The sequence below is a fragment of the Micromonospora sp. NPDC049203 genome (assembly GCF_043197215.1).
Classification (GTDB): Bacteria; Actinomycetota; Actinomycetes; order Mycobacteriales; family Micromonosporaceae; genus Micromonospora.
The window spans coordinates 424,012-441,763 of sequence record NZ_JBICSV010000003.1 but is presented as its reverse complement, the minus strand read 5'-3'; the positions used below and the strand labels follow the sequence as shown (position 1 = coordinate 441,763).

At 74.4% G+C, this 17,752-nt stretch carries 15 protein-coding genes; 5 read left to right on the top strand and 10 right to left on the bottom strand.

What is annotated here, in order from left to right:
- Positions 1-52: 52 nt before the first annotated feature.
- The 4 genes from ACGFIA_RS11100 to ACGFIA_RS11085 all read right to left on the bottom strand — a co-directional run bounded on the left by ACGFIA_RS11100 (position 53) and on the right by ACGFIA_RS11085 (position 7,392).
- Entirely contained in the window at positions 53-2,329 is a 2,277-nt protein-coding gene (locus tag ACGFIA_RS11100; protein WP_357383353.1) for a TOMM precursor leader peptide-binding protein, read from the bottom strand.
- A 137-nt stretch (positions 2,330-2,466) separates the two neighbouring features.
- Entirely contained in the window at positions 2,467-3,498 is a 1,032-nt protein-coding gene (locus ACGFIA_RS11095; protein ID WP_393259662.1) for a hypothetical protein, read from the bottom strand.
- Between the two features lie 139 nt (positions 3,499-3,637).
- Entirely contained in the window at positions 3,638-6,511 is a 2,874-nt protein-coding gene (locus ACGFIA_RS11090) for an ATP-binding protein (protein WP_393259660.1), read from the bottom strand.
- Between the two features lie 404 nt (positions 6,512-6,915).
- Entirely contained in the window at positions 6,916-7,392 is a 477-nt protein-coding gene (locus ACGFIA_RS11085) for a TspO/MBR family protein (RefSeq protein ID WP_357469952.1), read from the bottom strand.
- A gap of 179 nt (positions 7,393-7,571) precedes the next feature.
- Here ACGFIA_RS11085 and ACGFIA_RS11080 point away from each other — a divergent pair, with 179 nt between their 5' ends.
- Positions 7,572-8,729 carry a peptidoglycan DD-metalloendopeptidase family protein gene (locus ACGFIA_RS11080; protein ID WP_357469949.1) on the top strand — a complete coding sequence of 386 codons (1,158 nt, stop codon included), beginning with the start codon at positions 7,572-7,574 and terminating at the stop codon, positions 8,727-8,729.
- A gap of 84 nt (positions 8,730-8,813) precedes the next feature.
- Positions 8,814-9,254 carry a hypothetical protein gene (locus ACGFIA_RS11075; RefSeq protein ID WP_357383343.1) on the top strand — a complete coding sequence of 147 codons (441 nt, stop codon included), beginning with the start codon at positions 8,814-8,816 and terminating at the stop codon, positions 9,252-9,254.
- Positions 9,255-9,261: 7 nt separating this feature from the next.
- Here ACGFIA_RS11075 and ACGFIA_RS11070 read toward each other — a convergent pair whose 3' ends face one another.
- The 5 genes from ACGFIA_RS11070 to ACGFIA_RS11050 are packed head-to-tail and all read right to left on the bottom strand — an operon-like array spanning position 9,262 to position 14,389.
- On the bottom strand, positions 9,262-9,972 hold the full coding sequence (locus tag ACGFIA_RS11070) for a dipeptide/oligopeptide/nickel ABC transporter ATP-binding protein (RefSeq protein ID WP_357383341.1): 711 nt from the start codon (positions 9,970-9,972) through the stop codon (positions 9,262-9,264).
- Positions 9,969-10,937, bottom strand: coding sequence for an ABC transporter ATP-binding protein (locus ACGFIA_RS11065; protein WP_357383339.1), 969 nt, complete (start codon positions 10,935-10,937; stop codon positions 9,969-9,971). The genes ACGFIA_RS11070 and ACGFIA_RS11065 overlap by 4 nt, the downstream gene beginning before the upstream one ends.
- A complete protein-coding gene (locus ACGFIA_RS11060) occupies positions 10,934-11,800 on the bottom strand; it encodes an ABC transporter permease (protein WP_357383337.1) in 867 nt (288 codons plus the stop codon). Before ACGFIA_RS11060 ends, ACGFIA_RS11065 begins: the two co-directional genes overlap by 4 nt.
- Positions 11,793-12,815, bottom strand: a complete 1,023-nt coding sequence (locus ACGFIA_RS11055; RefSeq protein WP_357479527.1) for an ABC transporter permease — start codon at positions 12,813-12,815, stop codon at positions 11,793-11,795. Before ACGFIA_RS11055 ends, ACGFIA_RS11060 begins: the two co-directional genes overlap by 8 nt.
- Entirely contained in the window at positions 12,782-14,389 is a 1,608-nt protein-coding gene (locus tag ACGFIA_RS11050) for an ABC transporter substrate-binding protein (protein ID WP_393259656.1), read from the bottom strand. Before ACGFIA_RS11050 ends, ACGFIA_RS11055 begins: the two co-directional genes overlap by 34 nt.
- A 505-nt stretch (positions 14,390-14,894) precedes the next feature.
- On the opposite strand from ACGFIA_RS11050, the gene ACGFIA_RS11045 reads away from it, so the two are divergent.
- On the top strand, positions 14,895-15,836 hold the full coding sequence (locus ACGFIA_RS11045) for a PP2C family protein-serine/threonine phosphatase (RefSeq protein WP_393259654.1): 942 nt from the start codon (positions 14,895-14,897) through the stop codon (positions 15,834-15,836).
- A 3-nt stretch (positions 15,837-15,839) separates the two neighbouring features.
- Here the strand turns inward: ACGFIA_RS11045 and ACGFIA_RS11040 are convergent, their stop codons facing one another.
- Positions 15,840-16,193 (bottom strand): STAS domain-containing protein, encoded by a 354-nt coding sequence (locus ACGFIA_RS11040; RefSeq protein WP_393259652.1) that lies wholly within the window; start codon positions 16,191-16,193, stop codon positions 15,840-15,842.
- Positions 16,194-16,408: 215 nt separating this feature from the next.
- Between ACGFIA_RS11040 and ACGFIA_RS11035 the strand changes: the two genes are divergently transcribed.
- On the top strand, positions 16,409-16,918 hold the full coding sequence (locus ACGFIA_RS11035) for a SigE family RNA polymerase sigma factor (RefSeq protein ID WP_393259650.1): 510 nt from the start codon (positions 16,409-16,411) through the stop codon (positions 16,916-16,918).
- Positions 16,915-17,751 (top strand): hypothetical protein, encoded by an 837-nt coding sequence (locus tag ACGFIA_RS11030; protein ID WP_357479532.1) that lies wholly within the window; start codon positions 16,915-16,917, stop codon positions 17,749-17,751. The genes ACGFIA_RS11035 and ACGFIA_RS11030 overlap by 4 nt, the downstream gene beginning before the upstream one ends.
- Position 17,752: the final 1 nt, after the last annotated feature.

Here is a 17,752-nt window from a genome sequence, read left to right as displayed (position 1 = left end):
CGGTGCTCATCCCCACATCCCTTCCACGTTCCCGGCGGGCCGGGAGCGCCGGTCAGAAGAACACGTTCAGCGGATTGGCCGACGTCTCGTCGGCGGCCAGCGGGGTCCGGCCCAGTCGGCCCGGCACGTCCCACAGCCGTCCCGGGCCGAGCCGGCGCCAGAAGTGCCGCATGCCGGGCACCACGACCTTCACCACCGCCAGCTCCACGTCCGGACGGGACTGGTCGACGACGATCACCTCCAGGCCGGCCCGCTCCGCCCGGCGTACGCACCGGCGCACGTCGTCGCCCACGTCGCCGGTGGTCAGCGCCGGATGGTCGGCGAGGGTGCGCGACGGTCTGGCCGGATCCGGGGACAGCCAGGGCTGGTCGGCGACCCGTACGGTGCCGAACCAGCGCGTGGTGTCCGGGTCGCCGACGCCGTACCGGTTGGGGCCGGAGCCGGGCCCGCCGACGGCGGGCAGGAACTGGTTCACCTCGGTGAGCGCGCGGGTCAGCGCGACCCGCGCGTCCAGGTGCGCGCCGAAGCCCACCAGGACGTCCTCCGGCCCGCCGTCGACCCGCCGGGACACCGCGGCGAACACCGGTATGCCGAGGTCGGCGGTCAGGTCGAGGGCCCACAGCTCCCGGTTGAGGACTCGGGCGTGGTGGTCGGCGCAGGCCACCGCCCACGGGTCGGCGAACGAGGCGAGGTCCACCCCGGGCATCCGGGACCTGTGGTACCACCACAGGGCCACGCTGTCCCGCTCCACGAGTTCGCAGAAGCCCTGCACGATCGCCTCGGACAGGTTGCCGCCGGCCGCGCAGCCGTTCGAGTCGGCCGAGCACACGCCCAGCCCGGTCAGCTCCGGATGGCCGTACCAGCAGTACGCGGCGGGCAGCTCGCGCGGCTGCCGCCGGGTCAGCGACCAGCCGGTGGTCCAGTCCAGCTCCACGTCGTCGGGCAACGGGCGGGGAACCCGGTGCAGGTGGCCGAGGTCGCGGTTGAGCCGGTTCCGGTCGGCGTACTGCCGCTGCGAGAACAGCAGCAGCTCCCGCAGGTGCACCGCGCGGTCCGGACCGAGCTGCCGGTAGGCCGCCCGGTGCACCGGACGGTCGCCGCGCCACACCCCGCAGTAGCGCTCGACCGCCTCCCCGATCGCGCTCATCCGGGCCTGGAGGTCGGTCCGGCCCTTGCCACCGCTCTGCCCACGCAGGTTGCGGCGCAGGCCGTCGAGCCGGCTGGGCTGGGCGAAGTTGTGCCCGGCGGAGTAGGTGTGGGTGACGCCGTTGTCGGTGGCCTCCAGCGGGGTCAGCCGGCTCACCACGCCCAGGTACCTGCTGACGTGGTGCACGAGTGCCGCGTACGTCTCGGCGGCGTCCCGGGTGCGGGACTCCCCGGACCGGCTGGGCTGGGCGCCGCTCGGCGGCAGGTCGATGCGCGGTTCGGCCTTGCGGACGAGGTCCGGGTCGCCGCACGCGGGGCACTGTGGTTGGCGCACCAGCCGGTGGCTCTCCGTGCTGAGGTCCCGGGTGTCCAGGGCGACCATCCGGCCGGTGAGGCGGGGCGACGTGCCGAGCACGGCGAGCACGGCGAGTTCGGCGGCGAGCAGGCCGGCGGCCGTGGTGGCGAGTCCGGGCAGGACCGCCCGTCCGGGCTGCGGCAGCGGGCCGGCCGGGTCCTGGGCGCCGAGGAAGGCGTTCACCTGCTCGTTCTCCTGCCAGCGTTGCCTCAGGCAGGCCCAGCAGCCGGTACGGCCCGGCACCAGGTGCGGGCCGAGGAAGATCACGTTTCCGTGCGGCCGGGCCAGTGTCCACGCGCGGCCGGCGGCCAGGTGACGGTCGTTCATCGGCGCGAGCCGGGGGTCGAGCATCGACGACGGCAGCACCAGCACCTGGGCGTCGTCATCGCCGAGGTCGGCCGATTCGGGCCCGGCCACCGTCACGGCGAGCCCGAGGGCACGCAGCGCGTCGGCCGTCTCGGCCACCCGCGGCGCCCCGAGGTCCACGACGGTGACCTGGCCGCCGGCCATCCACCGCCGCCCCGCCTCGGGCGGGACCCCCCGGGCGTCCCAGCCGGCGGCCTCGGCCGGCGAGGTGTGCGCCGGGCCGGACGCCAGCAGGCCGTGGTCGCGCAGCCGGGCGAGGGCGGCGGCGACGGCGGCGACCGGGTGCCGGGTGGCGAGCCGGGCCACCACGTCGGCCAGCGGCGCGGCGCCGTCGAGCTGGCCGGCCAGGTCCGCGGCGACCGGATCGTCGACCAGCAGGCTTCGGGTCTCGCCCAGCACCACGAGCGGGCCGTCGGGCAGTCGCACCGGCAGGTAGTCCGATCGGAAGCGCGGACGCCACATGGTTCCTCCCGAGCCTGGTGGCCGGAGCGCGGCACCGCCGGCCCCGCCGGCGATCACGGTTGCTGCCATCGTCGCGTTCGGAGCGTCCGATCCCGCGTGATGCCACCGGTTTCAGCCGTCGGCGGGACGGTGCCCGGTCAGCCGGCGGTGACTGTCAGCGCGGTGTCGTTGAGTCCCAGCACCGAGGTGCCGGTGGCCTGCGCCGGTACGAGCAGCAGGAAGGTCTCCACCCGGGTGACCCGGATCGACTTGCCGCGCACCGCCGTACGGTGGCCGGTGGCGATCAGGTCCGGGCTCTGCGGGACCATCTGGACGGTGGCCGGGCCGCCGGGCGCCGGGCTCAGCGTGTCGGCGGCGTGGATCGTCAGGAAGGTCAGCGTGCCGGCCGGCGTGGTGACCGCGCAGTCCGACCACTTCGCCCGGTCCAGGGTCCGCCGGACCCCCGCACCGGCACCGGCGAGTTGCTGCCCGTAGACCTCCCAGCCGCCGGCGAACTGACCGTCGAGCAGCGGGCTCGACGCGAGCAGGGACCGGTTGCCGGTGGTCGACCCGATGCTGCGCGCGAAGACCTCGGCGGCGAGGGCCCGCCGGCTGGTCTCGTCCAGGGCGGCGCCGCCCGCCGTGGCCGCCCGCCCGTCGATGCTCCGGGCGGCCACCAGCGCGGACTGGGTGACCTGGACGTTGTGGCTGAGCTTCCACTGGCCGTCCGCGCCGAGCACGAACTGGCTGACGTCGGTGGGCGCCAGTTCCGAGCCGGCCAGCTTGAGGGTGGCGGTGACGAGGAAGCAGGACGGGTCGCCGGGCGGCACCGCGAACGCCGGGTTGATGTGCTGGAACGACGGTTGCGTCTGCTGGTTGTAGGCGGCCCGGCGGACCGCTGCGATGCTGAGGTCGAGCGAGGGCGGGACCTCCTGGGTCCGCAGCGTCTCGACGTCGCCGGCCACCGAGGCGGCCGAGTCTGCCTGGTCGAAGGCGGTGAGCACCAGCGCGGCCCGGTCCCGGCCGAAGGCGGCCGGGTCGTCGGGGGCCGGGGTCGCCGCGTCCACCGGCTCACCACCACAGCCGGTCAGGACGAGCAGCGCCACTGTGGCGGCGGCGAACGGCATCGCCGGCACGGCGAGGATACGCGGGCCCCTGACGGATCTTCTGCCCAGCATCTCGTCCTCCATCCACAACCGGTGCACGGGAATCGCGCCCGGTGCAGTCGAGTATGTGAGCGGCGGTCGGCCCCTGCCGGTGGCGGCGCGGCCTCGTGCTACCCGGCCCGTGGGCGTTGCACGGAACGACGTCATCCCGCGCGGGCAGCGGTCACCGATCGGTGTCATCGAGCCGGGCGACCCAGGCGACCAGCCCTGACCGGGAGGTGACGCCGGCCTTGCGGTAGATCCGGGTCAGGTGCGCCTCCACGGTGCGCGGGCTGATGTTGAGCTGCCGCCCGATCAGCCGGCTGGTGACTCCGGTCGCGGTCAGCCGCGCGATGTGCCATTCCCGGTCGGTGAGGGCGGCAGCCGCGCGCGGGCCGACCGGCCGGGCCAGTCGCAGGCCGACCCGTTCCGTTCCGCACCATCCGGCCAGTTCCAGCGCGCGGCGGCGGGCCCGCGCCGCCGGGCCGGGCTGTTCCGCGGCTTCGGCCGCCCGGGCCAGGGAGGCCAGCGCCAGGCTGCGCCGCAGGGCCATGCCGCCGGAACGGAACAGGTCGACAGCGGTCTCCAGGTGGAGCTGCGCCGCCGTGATCTCGCCGCGGGCGAGCAGCACCTCGCCGTACGCCGACTCGGCGAAGCCCCGCTGCCCGGGCAGGCCCACCTGCTCCGCCTCGGCCATGGCCAGCCGCGCCTGCCGTTCGGCGCCGGCCACGTCGCCCGCGGCGAGCGCGGCGGAGCAGAGCAGTTCGTGCCACATCGGCCGGACGGCGGGCTGGAGGCGGCTCAGCCGGCTGTCACCGCCGGCCGAGTGCACCAGTTCGGCGCAGGTCGCCGGGTCACCGGCCAGCAACGCGGCAGTCGCCAGGGCGGTCGCCGCGGCACGGCCGCACCAGGTGGCCGGGTCGGTGGCGATTCCGACGGCGCTGCGGCCCAGCGCCACCGCCCGGTCGTCGTCCCGGGGGTCGCCGCGCCAGGCCGTCGCCTCCGCCTCGGACGCCAGGGCGAAGCTCAGCAGGTGGTGGCTGCCGATGCGCCGGGCGACGATGCCCGCCTCGGTGGCCAGTCCGATGGCCGTGCCCAGCAGGCCCGCGTGGTACGCCACCTGGCTGCGCGCGAGCAGGAGCTGGCAGAGCCCGTCGTCGCGGTGCGAGGCGCGGACGAGCGTCAGCCCACGGTCGAGGTGCCGCACCGCGTCGGCCGGCCGTTCGAGGTACGACTCGCTCAGGCCGAGCGCGGTGAGGCAGTCGGGGTGGTCGCGCAGGTCCCGGTCTGGGAGCGAGTCGACGATGCGGCTTCCGGCGTCGAGCAGCCCACGCGCCTCGTCGAGCGCGCCGTCGTGCACGGCGGCCAGGCTGCGTACGGCCAGGAGGCCGGCCCGGTCGACGCCCGAGCCGCCCGGATCCGCGGTGAGCGCGTCGGGCAGCGCGGTCACGGGGCGGCCGGCCAGGATGCCGGCGACACCGATCTCGGTGGCGAGCCGGTAGCCGCCGGTGGGCCCGGTGCCGGCCGGCAGGGCGGCCAGCTCGCGCCGGCTGATCGCCGCCGCCTCCGCGTAGTTACCGAGCAGGCGTTCCACCCGCGCCCACAGCGCCACCGCGCGGGCCCGTCGTCCCTCCTCGTCGGCGGGGAACAACGGCACGATCTCCTGGAGCAGGGCCCGGCTCTCGGCCAGGTTGCCCGCCTCGCCGGTGATCTGGGCCAGCGCGAGCGACACGTCGCGGCGGCGCTGGGTCGAACCGGCCGTCGGCCGCAGCGCCCGCAACGCCTGCCGCAGCCAGTGGACGGCCAGATCCGGCGCCTCACGCCGGATCTCCTGTGCGGCCCGGGAGAGCACGTCGGCGCAGCGTTCGGCCCAACGGCCGTTCGGCAGGGCGAGCAGGCGTTCCGCGTAGCGCGCCTGGTCCACCGGCGGCGCGCCGAGATCGACGAGCGCGGTGAGCGCCCGCGCGCAGGCCTCCACCCGCCACGCCGGGTCGGTGTCCTGGGCGACCGCCATCCGCAGCACCGGGTGCCGGAGGGCGAACCGTCCGGTGCCGGGTACGCGGCGGATCAGGTCGAGCCGGGCCAGCCGCCAAGCGGCCTCGACCGCCTGTGCCGTCGGCACCTGCGCCACCTCGGCCAGCAGCTCCGGGGCGAAGGGCGCGTCGACGATCGCCCCGGCCCGCAGGCAGGCCAGCTCGACGGGCGGCAGGTCGGCCCACTCGCGGCGCAGGGCGGCCACCGCCGCGTCGGGCAGCCGGGCGCTCTGCGCGTCGCGGATCGGGTCGGTGCCGGCCGGAGCGGGTCCGCCCGGAAGCGCCGCCAGGTAACCCGGGTTGCCGCCGGTCAGGTCGTACCGGGCGCGCAGTTCCGCCGGATCGGCGTCGGGGTGCAGGAGCGCGACCTCGGCGAGGCTGAGCGGCAAGAGTTCGATCCGGTCGTGGGACGCCGGCTCCGGATCGGCGTTCTCGTCGGATTCCGGCGGGCCGAACGGCATCGGGGTCGCCGTCTGCCTCGGGCGGTAGACGAGCACGAGCAGCAGCGGCGCCGGCACCGGATACCGCAGCAGGTGGGCGATCAGGCCGGCGGAGGAGGCGTCCGCCCAGTGCAGGTCGTCGAGGACCAGCACCAGTCCGTCCCGGGCAGCCAGCCCGATCAGCCGGCGGGCCGCCTGGTAGGTCCGGAACCGCCTGACGTCCGACGCCCGCTCCGGTGCCGGTGGCGGCGCGGCGGCCTCCGCCCAGTTCTCCGCGGGTCGCCCGGACCGCAGCCCGCGCCGAGGTGGCTGGCCCTTCGTGAGGGCGTGCCGGAACACGTGGAAGGGAACTCCCCGCTCGTCCGGTGCGCACGTCCCGACGGCCCAGACGACGGCGGGGGCGCATCGTCGCAGGGCCTCGTGGACCAGGCGGGTCTTGCCGACACCCGGCTCGCCGACCACTTCACACACCATCTGCCGGCCCTGGCCGAATGCCGCGTCCCGGACTTTCCCGATACGCGCCAACTGCGATTCCCGCCCGGCGAAGCACGGGCCCGTTGACGCATCTCCCAGCCCAGGTGTCATCACGCAGATCAGACGCTTTCCGGCACACTCCATAGGGGATGGTCGAACTATAGCGGCGGAGCGCCGCCGAATGTCACGGGCCCTGAGGCGGTCGGGCCCTTATTTCATCGAAGTGCCGGAACGGCGATTCTTTCCGAGACCGCACCACAGCCCGCAGAAGGGACTGGTCACTACAAGGGCGGAACGATACCGATATCGCCATGATTATGCGCGGCCATGCGAACCGGCCCGAAACCGATATCGCCGACTTCCGCCAATTTCGGCGAGGCCGAGGCGGGTGACGGGCACCTGGGAGACGAAATGGAAAATGCGCGGGGTTCCCACCCCATGGAAACGGGCGGAGCACGGTCAGCGGAAACGGACGCTCCGCCCAGCCCTCGCCCAGCCCGGCGGGAGCACCGGGCTCACCTGCCGCGATTGAGACGGACGATGGCGCCGTTCAGCGCGGTGGCGAAGAGGGTCCACGCAACGTACGGGGCCAGTGCGGCTCCGGCCGGACCGTCGGTGCGCGCCGCGCGGCGCAGCAGCGCCAGGTTGGACAGGTTCAGCGCGGCGATCTCGGCCAGCGCGGCGGCCGGTCTCCGGGCACCGAAGAACAGGGCCGACCAGCCGGCGTTGAGCGCCAGGTTGAGCGCGTAGCCACGCGCGAAGGAGGCCCGCTCGGGCCCTTCGGAGCGGTCCAGCGCCCGGGCGCCGGCGACCGCGATCAGCCCGTACAGCGGGGTCCAGACGAGCGGGAACGCGGTGGACGGCGGCTGCCACGCGGGCTTGCGCAGGCCGCGGTACCAGCGCGAGGAGGTGGCGGACGAGGTGACGGCGGTACCCGCGGCTGCGGTCGCGGCCACCGCCGCCGCGGTCTTGACCAGGGTCGGTACTCGCATACCGCTCAGCTACCCGGTCAGCCTCGGATCAACCCGCGGGTGCGCCGCCTTCGTCCGCGATCCGTTCCGGGCACCGTCCCGGCGCACAGATCCTTCATCGGAGCACGCGTGAGTCGTAGACAATTTTCACACCCTTCGATAGCCTCGCCATTCAGTGATGCTTGTCGATAGGAGGCCCCATGCGACGGCTCGTGCTCTCCTTCACTCTGGCGGCGATCGGCGCCTGGACCGTGGCGCCGGCGCCGGCCTCGGCCGCACCCCGCCCGGCACCGGCACCCGTCACCGACGCGGTGACCGCCAAACTCCTCGGCCAGGCCGACGCCACCGCCCGGACCGCCGGGCCGCAGCGGACCCGGGTCACCGTCACCCGGGCGAACGGCGGGTGGGCGTTCGGCACCGCAGTGCTGCTGGCGGACCGGTCCGCCGACGCGCACCCCACCGGGTCGGTCTTCCTCGCGCGGGCCGGCGCCAAGGGCTGGACCGTCGCCTTCGACGGCGAGGCCGCGTTCGGTGACCTGGCCGCCGCGTCACCGCTGGTGAGCCAGGACGAGAAGGCGGTGTTCCGCACGCCCGTCACCCCAATGTACGCCGGGAGCGACTTCCGGACCGGAATGGCGCTGCCGTTCGCGGTCGGGCAGACGTGGACGCTCACCGGCGGGCCGCACGGCTGGGGCGGCGGCGCGCCGTGGAGTTCGATCGACCTCTCCGGCGGCGACCAGGTGGTCCGAGCCGCGCGGGGCGGAACCGCGTACACGATGTGCACCGGGTGGATCCGGGTCATCCACGACCGGGGGTACTCGACCGACTACTACCACCTGTGGAGCAGCATCTCCGTCAACGGCGCCGCCGTCGCGCAGGGCGCGTACCTCGGCTACACCGGCACCGACGTCACCTGCGGCGGCTCCGCCACCGGCCGGCACGTGCACTTCGGGCTGCGGCAGAACTCGGCCTACGTCCCGATCGCCGGTCACGGCATCGGGAAGTGGGACATCGCCAACGGCGCCGGTGAGTACCAGGGTGGCGCCCGGCACGGGTCCGCCTTCGCCGGCGTGGGCGGCGCCCTCTACAACTACGGCGCGCTCGGGCTCAACCAGGGAGTCGTCGACGCCAACGGCGGCGGCACGCTGACCCGGCGGTCCGGTCCCGGAACGGGGTACGGCGCCCTCGGGTCGGTCGCCGACGGCGCCACAGTGACCATCGCCTGCTCCGCCAACGGCACCTCGCACACCGGCCGGTACGGCACCACAGCGCTGTGGGACCGGCTCAGCGACGGCAGCTGGGTGTCCGACGCCTACCTCTCCACCGGCGTCAACGGGCCGATAAACGGCTGGTGCTGACCACTCCGGGCCGCGTGCGACCGCGCGCGGCCCGGAACCGCCACCCGTGCGAGTGGATCAGGGTGGCTGCTACCTTCCGGACGCATGGACGACTCCCCTCGCTGGTACCGCCCGGCCCCCGACCTGCTGCTCCTGGTCGGCAGCGCCACCGCGCTGCTCGGCTACCTGATCCCCTGGTTCCGCGCCAGCCGCCTCCACCAGTGGTCGTACTCGGGCTGGACCTACCTGGAGGCCGAGGGCGGCTGGACCTGGCTGGTCGTGGTGTCCCTGGCGATCGCCGTCCTCGCCGGACTCTGGGCCGGCCGGAGCGTGGCGTGCGCCAAGCTCGCGGTCGGCGCGGCGGTGGCCGGGATGTTCCTCGCCGGTGCCGTGGTCGCGGTGAGCCTGGACGCGCTGCCGGAGCGCGACAGCATCGACTGGGTCGGTGAACTGCCCTTCGAGATGGGGATGCCGCTCATGGCGATCGGATTCGGGGCCGTCGTCGCCGGGGCGGTGGGCGCCGTACGCCGACCCGTCGAGGAGTGACGCGACGTCACGCCGCCGGCAGGTCCACCACCCGGGTGGCCCAGCGGGCCATCAGCGCCGGGTCGTGGGTGATGACCAGGACCCCGGCGCCCTGCCGGCGCTGGTAGTCGCCGATGACGGCGGCGACGTGTGCCTGGGTGGAGGCGTCGAGCATCGCGGTGGCCTCGTCGCAGAGCAGGTAGTCCGGCCGGTGCACCAGGGCACGGGCCAGGCAGGCGCGTTGCAGTTGCCCGTCGCTGACCGCGTGCGGGCGGCGGGTCAGCAGGTCGGCGGTGAGTCCGACCAGCTCGGCCAGCTCCGCCGTACGGGCGGCCGCCCGCTCGCGCGGTGTGCCGGTGGCGCGTAGCGGCTCGGCGACGATGTCGGCGAGGCTCAATCGCGGGTCGGTGGCGGCGCGCGGGCTCTGGAACAGGATCGCCACGCGGGTGCGCACTTGCGCCGGCAGGCGATGGCGGACACCGTCGAGCGGTTGCCCGTCGATCGTGACGTGCCCGCTGTCCGGGGCGTGCAGCAGCGCGAGGACGCGGGCGAGCGTGGACTTGCCGCTGCCCGACGGCCCGCGCAGCCCGACCGTCTCACCGGGGGCGATGTGCAGGTCTACCCGGTCGAGGACGCGCTGCCCGCCGTACGCGACGCAGACCTGGTGCGCGGCGAGCCCGCCGGCCGGCGCGGCGCCCCGGGCGGCGGCGTCGGTGGCGTCCGGAACCGTGACCGTCATGCCGGTACCTCCTCGCGAAGCGGGTGGTGGCAGGCGACCCGGCCCGCGCCGTCGGCGGCGAGACGGGGCAGCGTCGCGCAGGTGTCGGTGGCGCGGGCGCAGCGCGGGGCGAAGGCGCAGCCGCCGGGCAGGTCGGTGAGCGCGGGCGGGTGGCCCGGCACCGGAACGAAGGCGCGGTCGGGCAGGGCGTCGAGCAGCCCGGCGGTGTACGGGTGGGCCGGGTCGTCGAACAACGCCTCGGCGGGGCGGTGTTCGACGATGCGGCTGGCGTACATCACCGCGACGGTGTCCGCGACGCGGCGCGCGGCGGCCAGGTCGTGCGTGATGAGCAGGACGGCGGCGCCGGTGTCGCAGCGGCGGCGCAGCAGGTCGAGGGTGTGGTCGACGAGCGGCCGGTCGAGGCCGGTGGTGGGTTCGTCGGCGAGCAGCACCGGCGGGTCGGGCGCGAGGGCGAGCGCGGTGGCGAGCCGCTGCGCCATGCCGCCGGACAGCTCGTGCGGGTACCGGTCGAGGGCGGCCGGGTCGAGACCGACGTCGGCGGCGATCCGGTCGGCGGCGGCGGGCGCGTCGCGGCGGGTGTGCCCGTGCGCGCGCAGCGTCTCCGCCAGCAGCTTCCGGCCGGTCCGCACCGGGGTGAGCGCGGTGGCGGGGCTCTGCGGGACGAGGCCGACGGCCCGGCCGCGTACGTGCCGGGCTAGGTGCCGTTCCCCGACGCCGATCAGATCGACCTCGTCCCGGCCCGGCGCGCGCAGGTCGGCCCGCCCGGTGACTGTGGCGTTGCGCGGCAGCAGGCCGAGCAGGGCGTGCGCGAGGACGGACTTGCCGCACCCGGACTCGCCGACCACGGCAAGCAGCTCGCCGGGCCGCAGCGTGAGGCTCAGGTCGGTGACGGCGTGCACGACGGCGTCCCGCAGCCGGAAGCGGACGGTCAGCCCGTCAACGGTCAGCAGCGCCGGGGCGGTCACAGGTGCAGCTCCGCCCGTACGCGCGGGTCGAGGCGGTCGCGCCAGCGGCCGGTGAGCGCGGCGAGCGCCAGCGTGGCCGCCACGAGCAGGAGGCCGGGGACGATGCTGGCCCACCAGGCGCCGGTGAGCAGCGACCGCTGCCCGTCGTTGATCATGTTGCCGATCGAGGCCAGGTGCGGCGGCAGGCCGAGGCCGAGGAAGGACAGCGCGGTCTCGTGCCAGACGGCGTGCGGCACCATGAGCGTGGTCGCCAGCGCCAGGCGCGGCAGCACGTGCGGCAGCAGGTGCCGGGTGAGCACCCGGGCCCGGCTCGCGCCGCCGGAGATCGCGGCGTCCACGAACGGCCGGTTACGCAGGCTGAGCAGCTCGGAGCGGACGATCCGGGCGGTGGACAGCCAGTGCGTCAGCGCGATGGACGCGATCACCGCACCCAGGCTGGGACGCAGCATCGCCACGATGAAGATGCCCAGCAGCAGGTGCGGCAGCGCGGCGACGGTGTCCACGACGCGCATGAGCGCCCTGTCGACCCAGCCGCCGACGCTGCCGGCGAGCGCGCCGACCAGGCCGCCGATGACGGCGGCGACGAGCGCCGCGACCGCGCCGACGAGCAGCGAGACGCGCAGGCCGTAGAGGCTGCGCACAGCCACGTCGCGGCCGAGGTCGTCGGTGCCGGCCAGGTGCTCCGGCGAGGGCGCGAGCCGGGTACGGGAGAGGTCGACGGCGCTCTGGTCCAGCGGCCACAGGACCGGGGCGAGCAGCGCGGCGGCCACGACACCGGCGAGCATGACGACGGCGACTGTCGTGCCCACGCTGCCGGGACGGCGCAGGCGCCGGACGCGCGCGGGGAGGGCGAGGTCAGTCATCGAGGCGTACCCGGGGGTCGGCGGCGGCGTAGGCGAGGTCGGTGAGCAGATTCGCGGTCAGCACCACGACGGCGGTGGCCAGCGTCGTGGCCGCGAGCAGCGGGAAGTCGGCGCCCAGCGCCGCCTCGACGGTGACCGCGCCGAGCCCGGGCAGGGAGAACACGGTCTCCACCAGGACCGCGCCGCCGACGAGTTCGGGCAGGTGCGTGCCGACCAGGGTGAGGAACGGCAGCAGCGCGGTACGCAGCGCGTGTCCGAACAGGACGACCCGGCCGGGCAGCCCTCGGGCGCGGGCGGCCAGGACGTGGTCGTCGCGCAGGCTCTCGGCGACCGCGTCTCGGACGAACAGCACGAACCACGGGGCCTGGGAGATCGCCAGCACTGTCACCGGCAGCACCAGGTGCCGGGCCACGTCGGCCGGGTCGGTGCCGGTGGCGGTGATGTCGGTGAGCCCCCCGGCGGGCAACCAGCCGAGGGTGAGGGCGAACACGGCGATGGCCGCGAGACCGATCCAGAACACCGGCATGGACTGCACCGCGTACGCGACGGCGCGCAGCGCCCTGTCGAACCAGCCACCCCGCCGGTACGCGGCCAGCGTGCCCAGCAGCACGCTCGCCACCAGCACCAGGGCCAGCGCGGTGCCGACGAGCAGCAGCGTCCAGCCGGCCCGGGACGCGAGCACGGACGTGACCGGTTCGTGCCGGCTGGTCGACCAGCCCAGGTCGCCACGCAGCAGGTTGCCGACCCAGCGGGCGTACCGCACCGGCAGCGGGTCGTCGACGCCCCAGTTGGCGCGGATCTGCGCCAGGTTCTCCTCGCTGGTGGTGAACGCCGCCGCGCCCGCGTACTGCTGGGCCGGGTCGATCGGGGAGGCGGCGCCGAGGGCGAACATGCCCATGCTTGTCGCGGCCAGCACCGGTACTGCGACCAGCAGCCGGCGCCGGACCACGACGCCTGCCCCGGCCAGCCGCCGCCGGCCGGTCACGACTTCTTCGTCCAGGTGTGCACGTTCCACCAGATGCTGTTGGCGACGTCGTGCTCGTGCGGCTCGACCCGCGGCGTCACCCCGGTCACGGAGTCCTTCAGCACGTAGGTGTGCTGGAGGTAGGTGAGGAACACCCACGGCACGTCGGCGGCGAGCTGCTTCTGGAACGTGGCGTACGCGGCCTTGCGGGCGGCCGGGTCGGCGTTGTCCCGGCCGGCCTGCAACGCGGCGTCGGTGACCGCCGAGCGGTACGAGCCGGGGTTGAAGAAGCCCTGCCCGGCGAAGGCCGAGCTGAACAGCTTGTAGGAGACGAAGTCCGGGTCGTACGGCGTGCCGTAGCCCATGATCAGCGCGTCCGTCTTCATCCGCGGGGTGATCGCGTCCCAGGTCAGGCCCTCCGGCGTGACAGTGATGCCGACCTTCTTCGCGTCGGCGACGACGGCCAGGGCCAGTTCCTTGCGCAGGCTGTCGGTGGCCGGGTACAGGATCGTGAACGCGGCCTGCCGCCCGTCCTTGACGCGGATGCCGTCCGGGCCGGGCTTCCACCCGGCGGCGTCCAGCGCGGCGGTCGCCGCGGCGGTGTCGGCGGCCGGCTTGCCGACGATCGACGGCTCGGCGTATTCCGACGTGGGCGGCACCGGCCCGAACGCGGGCTCCCCGGCGCCGCCGAGCACACCGGTCACCATGGCCTGCCGGTCCACCGCGACGTTCAGCGCCCGCCGGATCGCCAGGTCGGCGGTGACCGGGTTGCCCATCGGCAGCATGACGCCCCGGTAGTCGGCGGTCGGCACCTTGTGCACCCGGTAGCCGTCGCGGCTCTCGAAGCCGGAGGCGAGCTTCGGCGCCAGCTCCGCCGCGTCGAACTCACCGGCCCGCGTCCGCTGGGCCCGGACGTTGTCGTCGGCGACGAACGCCACCACCACGCCGGAGTTCGCCGGCTTGCCGTCCCAGTACGCCTCGTTCGCCGCAAGCACGAGCCGGTCGCCGGGGGTCCAGGACGTGAACCGGTACGGGCCGGTGCCGACCGGCTTGCGGTTGAAGGCGGCTTTGTTGACGTCCTGTCCGGCGAACGCCTTCGCCGGGACGATCCCCAGCGCCAGCCGTTGCGGGAACGGCGCGTAGGCGTACTTCAGGGTGAACACCACAGTCGCCGGGTCGGGCGCGGCGACGGAGGCGAGCATGTCGAGGTCGGAGCGCAGCGTCGAGTCGACAGCGGGGTCCAGCACCGCCTGGTAGGTGAACACCACGTCCTGGGCGGTCAACGGGCTCCCGTCGTGGAACAGCACGCCCTCGCGCAGCTTCGCGGTGACCGTCCGCCCGTCCGCGGAGACGGTGGGCAGCTCGCGGGCCAACGCCGGCACCAGTTGGTTGCGGGCGTCCCGGGCGACCAGCCCGTCGAAGATCAACGACGCGCCGTCGACCCCGTAGTTGAGCACCGGATTGAGCGTGTCCGGCTCACCGGCGGTGGCGACCACCACCGTGCCGGCCCCGCTCGTGCCGGTCGACGCCGTCGGCGACGAGCAGGCGGCAGCGAGCAGGGCGGCGGCGAGCAGGGCGGCGGCGAGCACCGCCGCCACGCGTACGGGCATGGGCCTGATCCCCACCGGCAGCTCCTTCGGACCGTCGTCCCGGCAGCAACCGGGCGGGTGCCCCGGCGAAGATCAGATCATCGCGTGCCCGGGCACCCACCCGTTGCTGCCAGCATCCTGTAGTTGCAAATTTTATGCAATAGAGCCGCGTCGACGGCCACGGCCTCCGGCGTCCCGCTCGCCAGGCGACCCGCGAGCAGGCTGAATATGCTCGACTGGTGGAGAACAGCGAACGGGCGGTAGTGGCCGGCATACTGCAGGCGGCCGAGGACGGCGCACCGGTGGAGGCGGTCGAGGCCGTCACCGCCACCATCGCCGCAGCCCTGAACGCACTGAGCGTCTCGCTGCTCATCGCCGACCTCAGCGGTCGCGCGCTGGTCCGGCTGACCCATCAGCCGGCTGACGACGGTCCCGGCCGTCGACAGGACGAGGAGGCCGCCGAGGTCCTCCCCTTCGACGGCGGGCCCTACGAGCAGGCACTACGCCAGCAGACCGCCCGGGTGATCCCCGGTCACGGCCGGTGGACGGTGGTCGCGCCGGTCACCGAGCGGGGAGAGGCGATCGGCCTTCTGGAGATCGACCTGCCGGCGAGCCGGACGACGCGGCGGTCGCCCGGATCGCCCGTACGGCGCACGCGCTGGCGTTCGTCGTCATCGCCAACCGCCGGCACACCGACCTGTTCGAGTGGGGGCAGCGCACCACGCCGTTCAGCCTCTCCGCCGAGATCCAACGCCGGCTCCTGCCCGCCTCGTTCACCTGCGAGGCCGGCGCCTTCACGCTCTCCGGCTGGCTGGAGCCGGCCGCCAGCGTCGGTGGGGACACTTTCGACTACAGCCTGGCGCGAGACGTCCTGCACCTCAGCGTCACCGACGCCATGGGGCACGGCGTGGCGAGCGCGCTCACCGCCACCCTCGGCGTCGGCAGCCTGCGCAACACGCGGCGGCGCGGCGGCAGCCTCGTCGCCCAGGCCGAGGAGGCCAACCGGGCCATCGCCCAGCACGCCAACGTGCGCGGCGCGTACGTCACAGCCGTGCTGGGCCGCGTCGACCTACCCACCGGCCGGTGCGAACTGCTCAACGCCGGTCACATCCCACCGATGCTGGTCCGCGGCGGCCGGGTCCTGCCGGTGGAACTGCCGGCCAACTTCCCTCTCGGCATGTTCCCCGAGGAGGGCTTCCGCAGTGGGGACGTGTCCCTGCGGCCCGGCGACCGGCTGGTGCTGGTCACCGACGGCATGCGGGAACGCAACGCCGCCGACCTCGACCTGCCCGCCGCCCTGCTCCGCCTCGCCCACCTGCATCCCCGCGAGGCGGTGCGAGCGCTGTCCGACGCGGTGCTGGCAGCCGCCGGGCCGGTCCTGGACGACGACGCCACGATGCTCGTCATCGACTGGCACGACGGTCACGGGCCACGGAACACCACCGCCGGCGCCGACCCCGCCCGCGTCAGCCCCGACGAGTGACGCTCAGCGCACCGCCGCCGGTGAGGCCTCCTCCGCCTCTCGCACCGTCTCGAAGAGTGGGATGACGCGGTCCACCGAGGTGATCGAGAAAACCTTGCGTACCGGCTGGCGCACGCCGGCCAGACCCATCCAGCCCTCGCGTTCCCGCAGGCTCTTGTAGGCGAGCACGAGTGCGCCCAGGCCGCTGGAGTCCACGAACCCGACCTGGGTCAGGTCGACGACCACCGCCCCCGCACCGGCCTCCACCACCTCGAGCAACCGGTCACGCAACTGCGGCGCGCTGGCCATGTCCAGATCACCGGCGACCTCGATCACCGGGCCGACAGGCCCCTGCCTGGTCGTCAGCGAGAACTCCACCAATCCCCCTCGACGCTAGCCGGTATGGCTGGTCCCATCCACGGTGCCAGAAGTCGGCTCCGATCGCCTCCCGTGGGTCCGGGTAAGTCACGGCGGCCGCCCGCCGCGTGGCGCAGGACACGCCGGTGCCGGTCACGTATCGAATTGTTCCGCCTTCCGAGCAACCTCGGGCGCCACAAGCGACGTGACTATCCCGAATCTGATCGGAGGTCCGAATGAGTGATCGCGACACGGCGTTCGCCGAGTACTTCTCGGCGAGGCACCACGCCATGCGCGCCACCGCGTATCTGCTCTGCGGTGACTGGCACCGCGCGGAGGATCTGGTCCAGACCGGGTTCACCAAGCTGTACCTGGCCTGGGACCGGATCGCCCGGCACGAGGTGCTCGACTCCTACCTGCGCCAGATCATCGTCCGGTCCTTCCTCGACGAACGGCGGCGGGGCTGGTGGCGGCGGGAACGGGTGGGCACGCCCGACGCCGATTCGCCGATGCCGGCGAGTCCGCACGAGGACCGGCTCGTGATGCTCCAGGCGCTCGCCGCCGTACCGCCCCGGCAGCGGGCCGTCCTGGTCCTCCGCTACTGGGAGGACCTGCCGATCGACGAGGTGGCGGCGCTGCTGGACTGCTCGCCGGGAACGGTGAAGAGCCAGTCCGCCCGCGGCCTCGACACGTTGCGCGGCCTCCTGTCACCCGTGCACTCACCGAGCGAGAAGGGGCAACGATGAACGGAGAACAGCTGCGCGAGGCTCTTCGCGACGAGATGCTCAGCGTCGCCACGGCGCCGCGACTCAGCGTCGACGGCATGCTGCGTACCGCCCGGCGGGCGCGCAACAGGCGGCGAGCCGTCCGGGCGTGCGCCGGGTCGGCGACGGCGGTTCTCGCGGTCGCGGGCGTCGTGGCCATCTCCACCCCGGACGGCGGCGATCGTCGCCCACCGGCCGCGCTGCCGCAGGCCGCCCCGCCGCCGTCGGCGGACAAAAGCGCCGAACCGATGCCGACCGGGCCCGACGGCCTGCCGCAGGAGGACCGCACCGCACGGGCGGGCACCCGGTACGACCAGGGCGCCCTGCTGCTCGACCGGCTCCTCGCCGGGGTGCCCGCCGGCTACACCGCCGAGAAGACCACGCCCGGCGGGACCGGCGAGAAGACGCCGGGGACGCATCAGGCGGACTTCACCGGCCGGGTCGACGGCGTCGAGGTGTGGAGCTACATGGCCTCTGTCGACGTGGCGAAGGGGACGTGGAAGGGACGCCTGCTCACCGAAGTGCACACGCCTGGGAACCGGCTGCCGGCCGAACCGTGCGCCCTGGCCCGTGAGTTCTGGCGCATGGGTGGCGAGTGCCAGCCGGTGACCGTCGGCGACGCGACGGTGGGCGTGGTGGTCCGGCCCGGCGCGGACGACCGGTTCGACCAGTGGGCCGCCTACCGGCACCCGGACGGCGTGGTGGTCTTCGTCGCGCAGGGCTCGTACGACAGGCAGACGCCCGCCGCGCCGCTGCCGTTCACCGCGCGCGAACTGGCGGCTCTCGCGGTCGACGAACGGCTGCACCTGCGGTAGC

Excerpts from the sequence above, each read along its gene's own strand:
- ACGFIA_RS11100 (WP_357383353.1), bottom strand. The coding sequence starts at position 2,329 with ATGTGGCGTCCGCGCTTCCGATCGGACTACCTGCCGGTGCGACTGCCC.
- ACGFIA_RS11095 (WP_393259662.1), bottom strand. The coding sequence starts at position 3,498 with ATGGAGGACGAGATGCTGGGCAGAAGATCCGTCAGGGGCCCGCGTATC.
- ACGFIA_RS11090 (WP_393259660.1), bottom strand. The coding sequence starts at position 6,511 with ATGACACCTGGGCTGGGAGATGCGTCAACGGGCCCGTGCTTCGCCGGG.
- ACGFIA_RS11085 (WP_357469952.1), bottom strand. The coding sequence starts at position 7,392 with ATGCGAGTACCGACCCTGGTCAAGACCGCGGCGGCGGTGGCCGCGACC.
- ACGFIA_RS11080 (WP_357469949.1), top strand. The coding sequence starts at position 7,572 with ATGCGACGGCTCGTGCTCTCCTTCACTCTGGCGGCGATCGGCGCCTGG.
- ACGFIA_RS11075 (WP_357383343.1), top strand. The coding sequence starts at position 8,814 with ATGGACGACTCCCCTCGCTGGTACCGCCCGGCCCCCGACCTGCTGCTC.
- ACGFIA_RS11070 (WP_357383341.1), bottom strand. The coding sequence starts at position 9,972 with ATGACGGTCACGGTTCCGGACGCCACCGACGCCGCCGCCCGGGGCGCC.
- ACGFIA_RS11060 (WP_357383337.1), bottom strand. The coding sequence starts at position 11,800 with ATGACTGACCTCGCCCTCCCCGCGCGCGTCCGGCGCCTGCGCCGTCCC.
- ACGFIA_RS11035 (WP_393259650.1), top strand. The coding sequence starts at position 16,409 with ATGAGTGATCGCGACACGGCGTTCGCCGAGTACTTCTCGGCGAGGCAC.
- ACGFIA_RS11030 (WP_357479532.1), top strand. The coding sequence starts at position 16,915 with ATGAACGGAGAACAGCTGCGCGAGGCTCTTCGCGACGAGATGCTCAGC.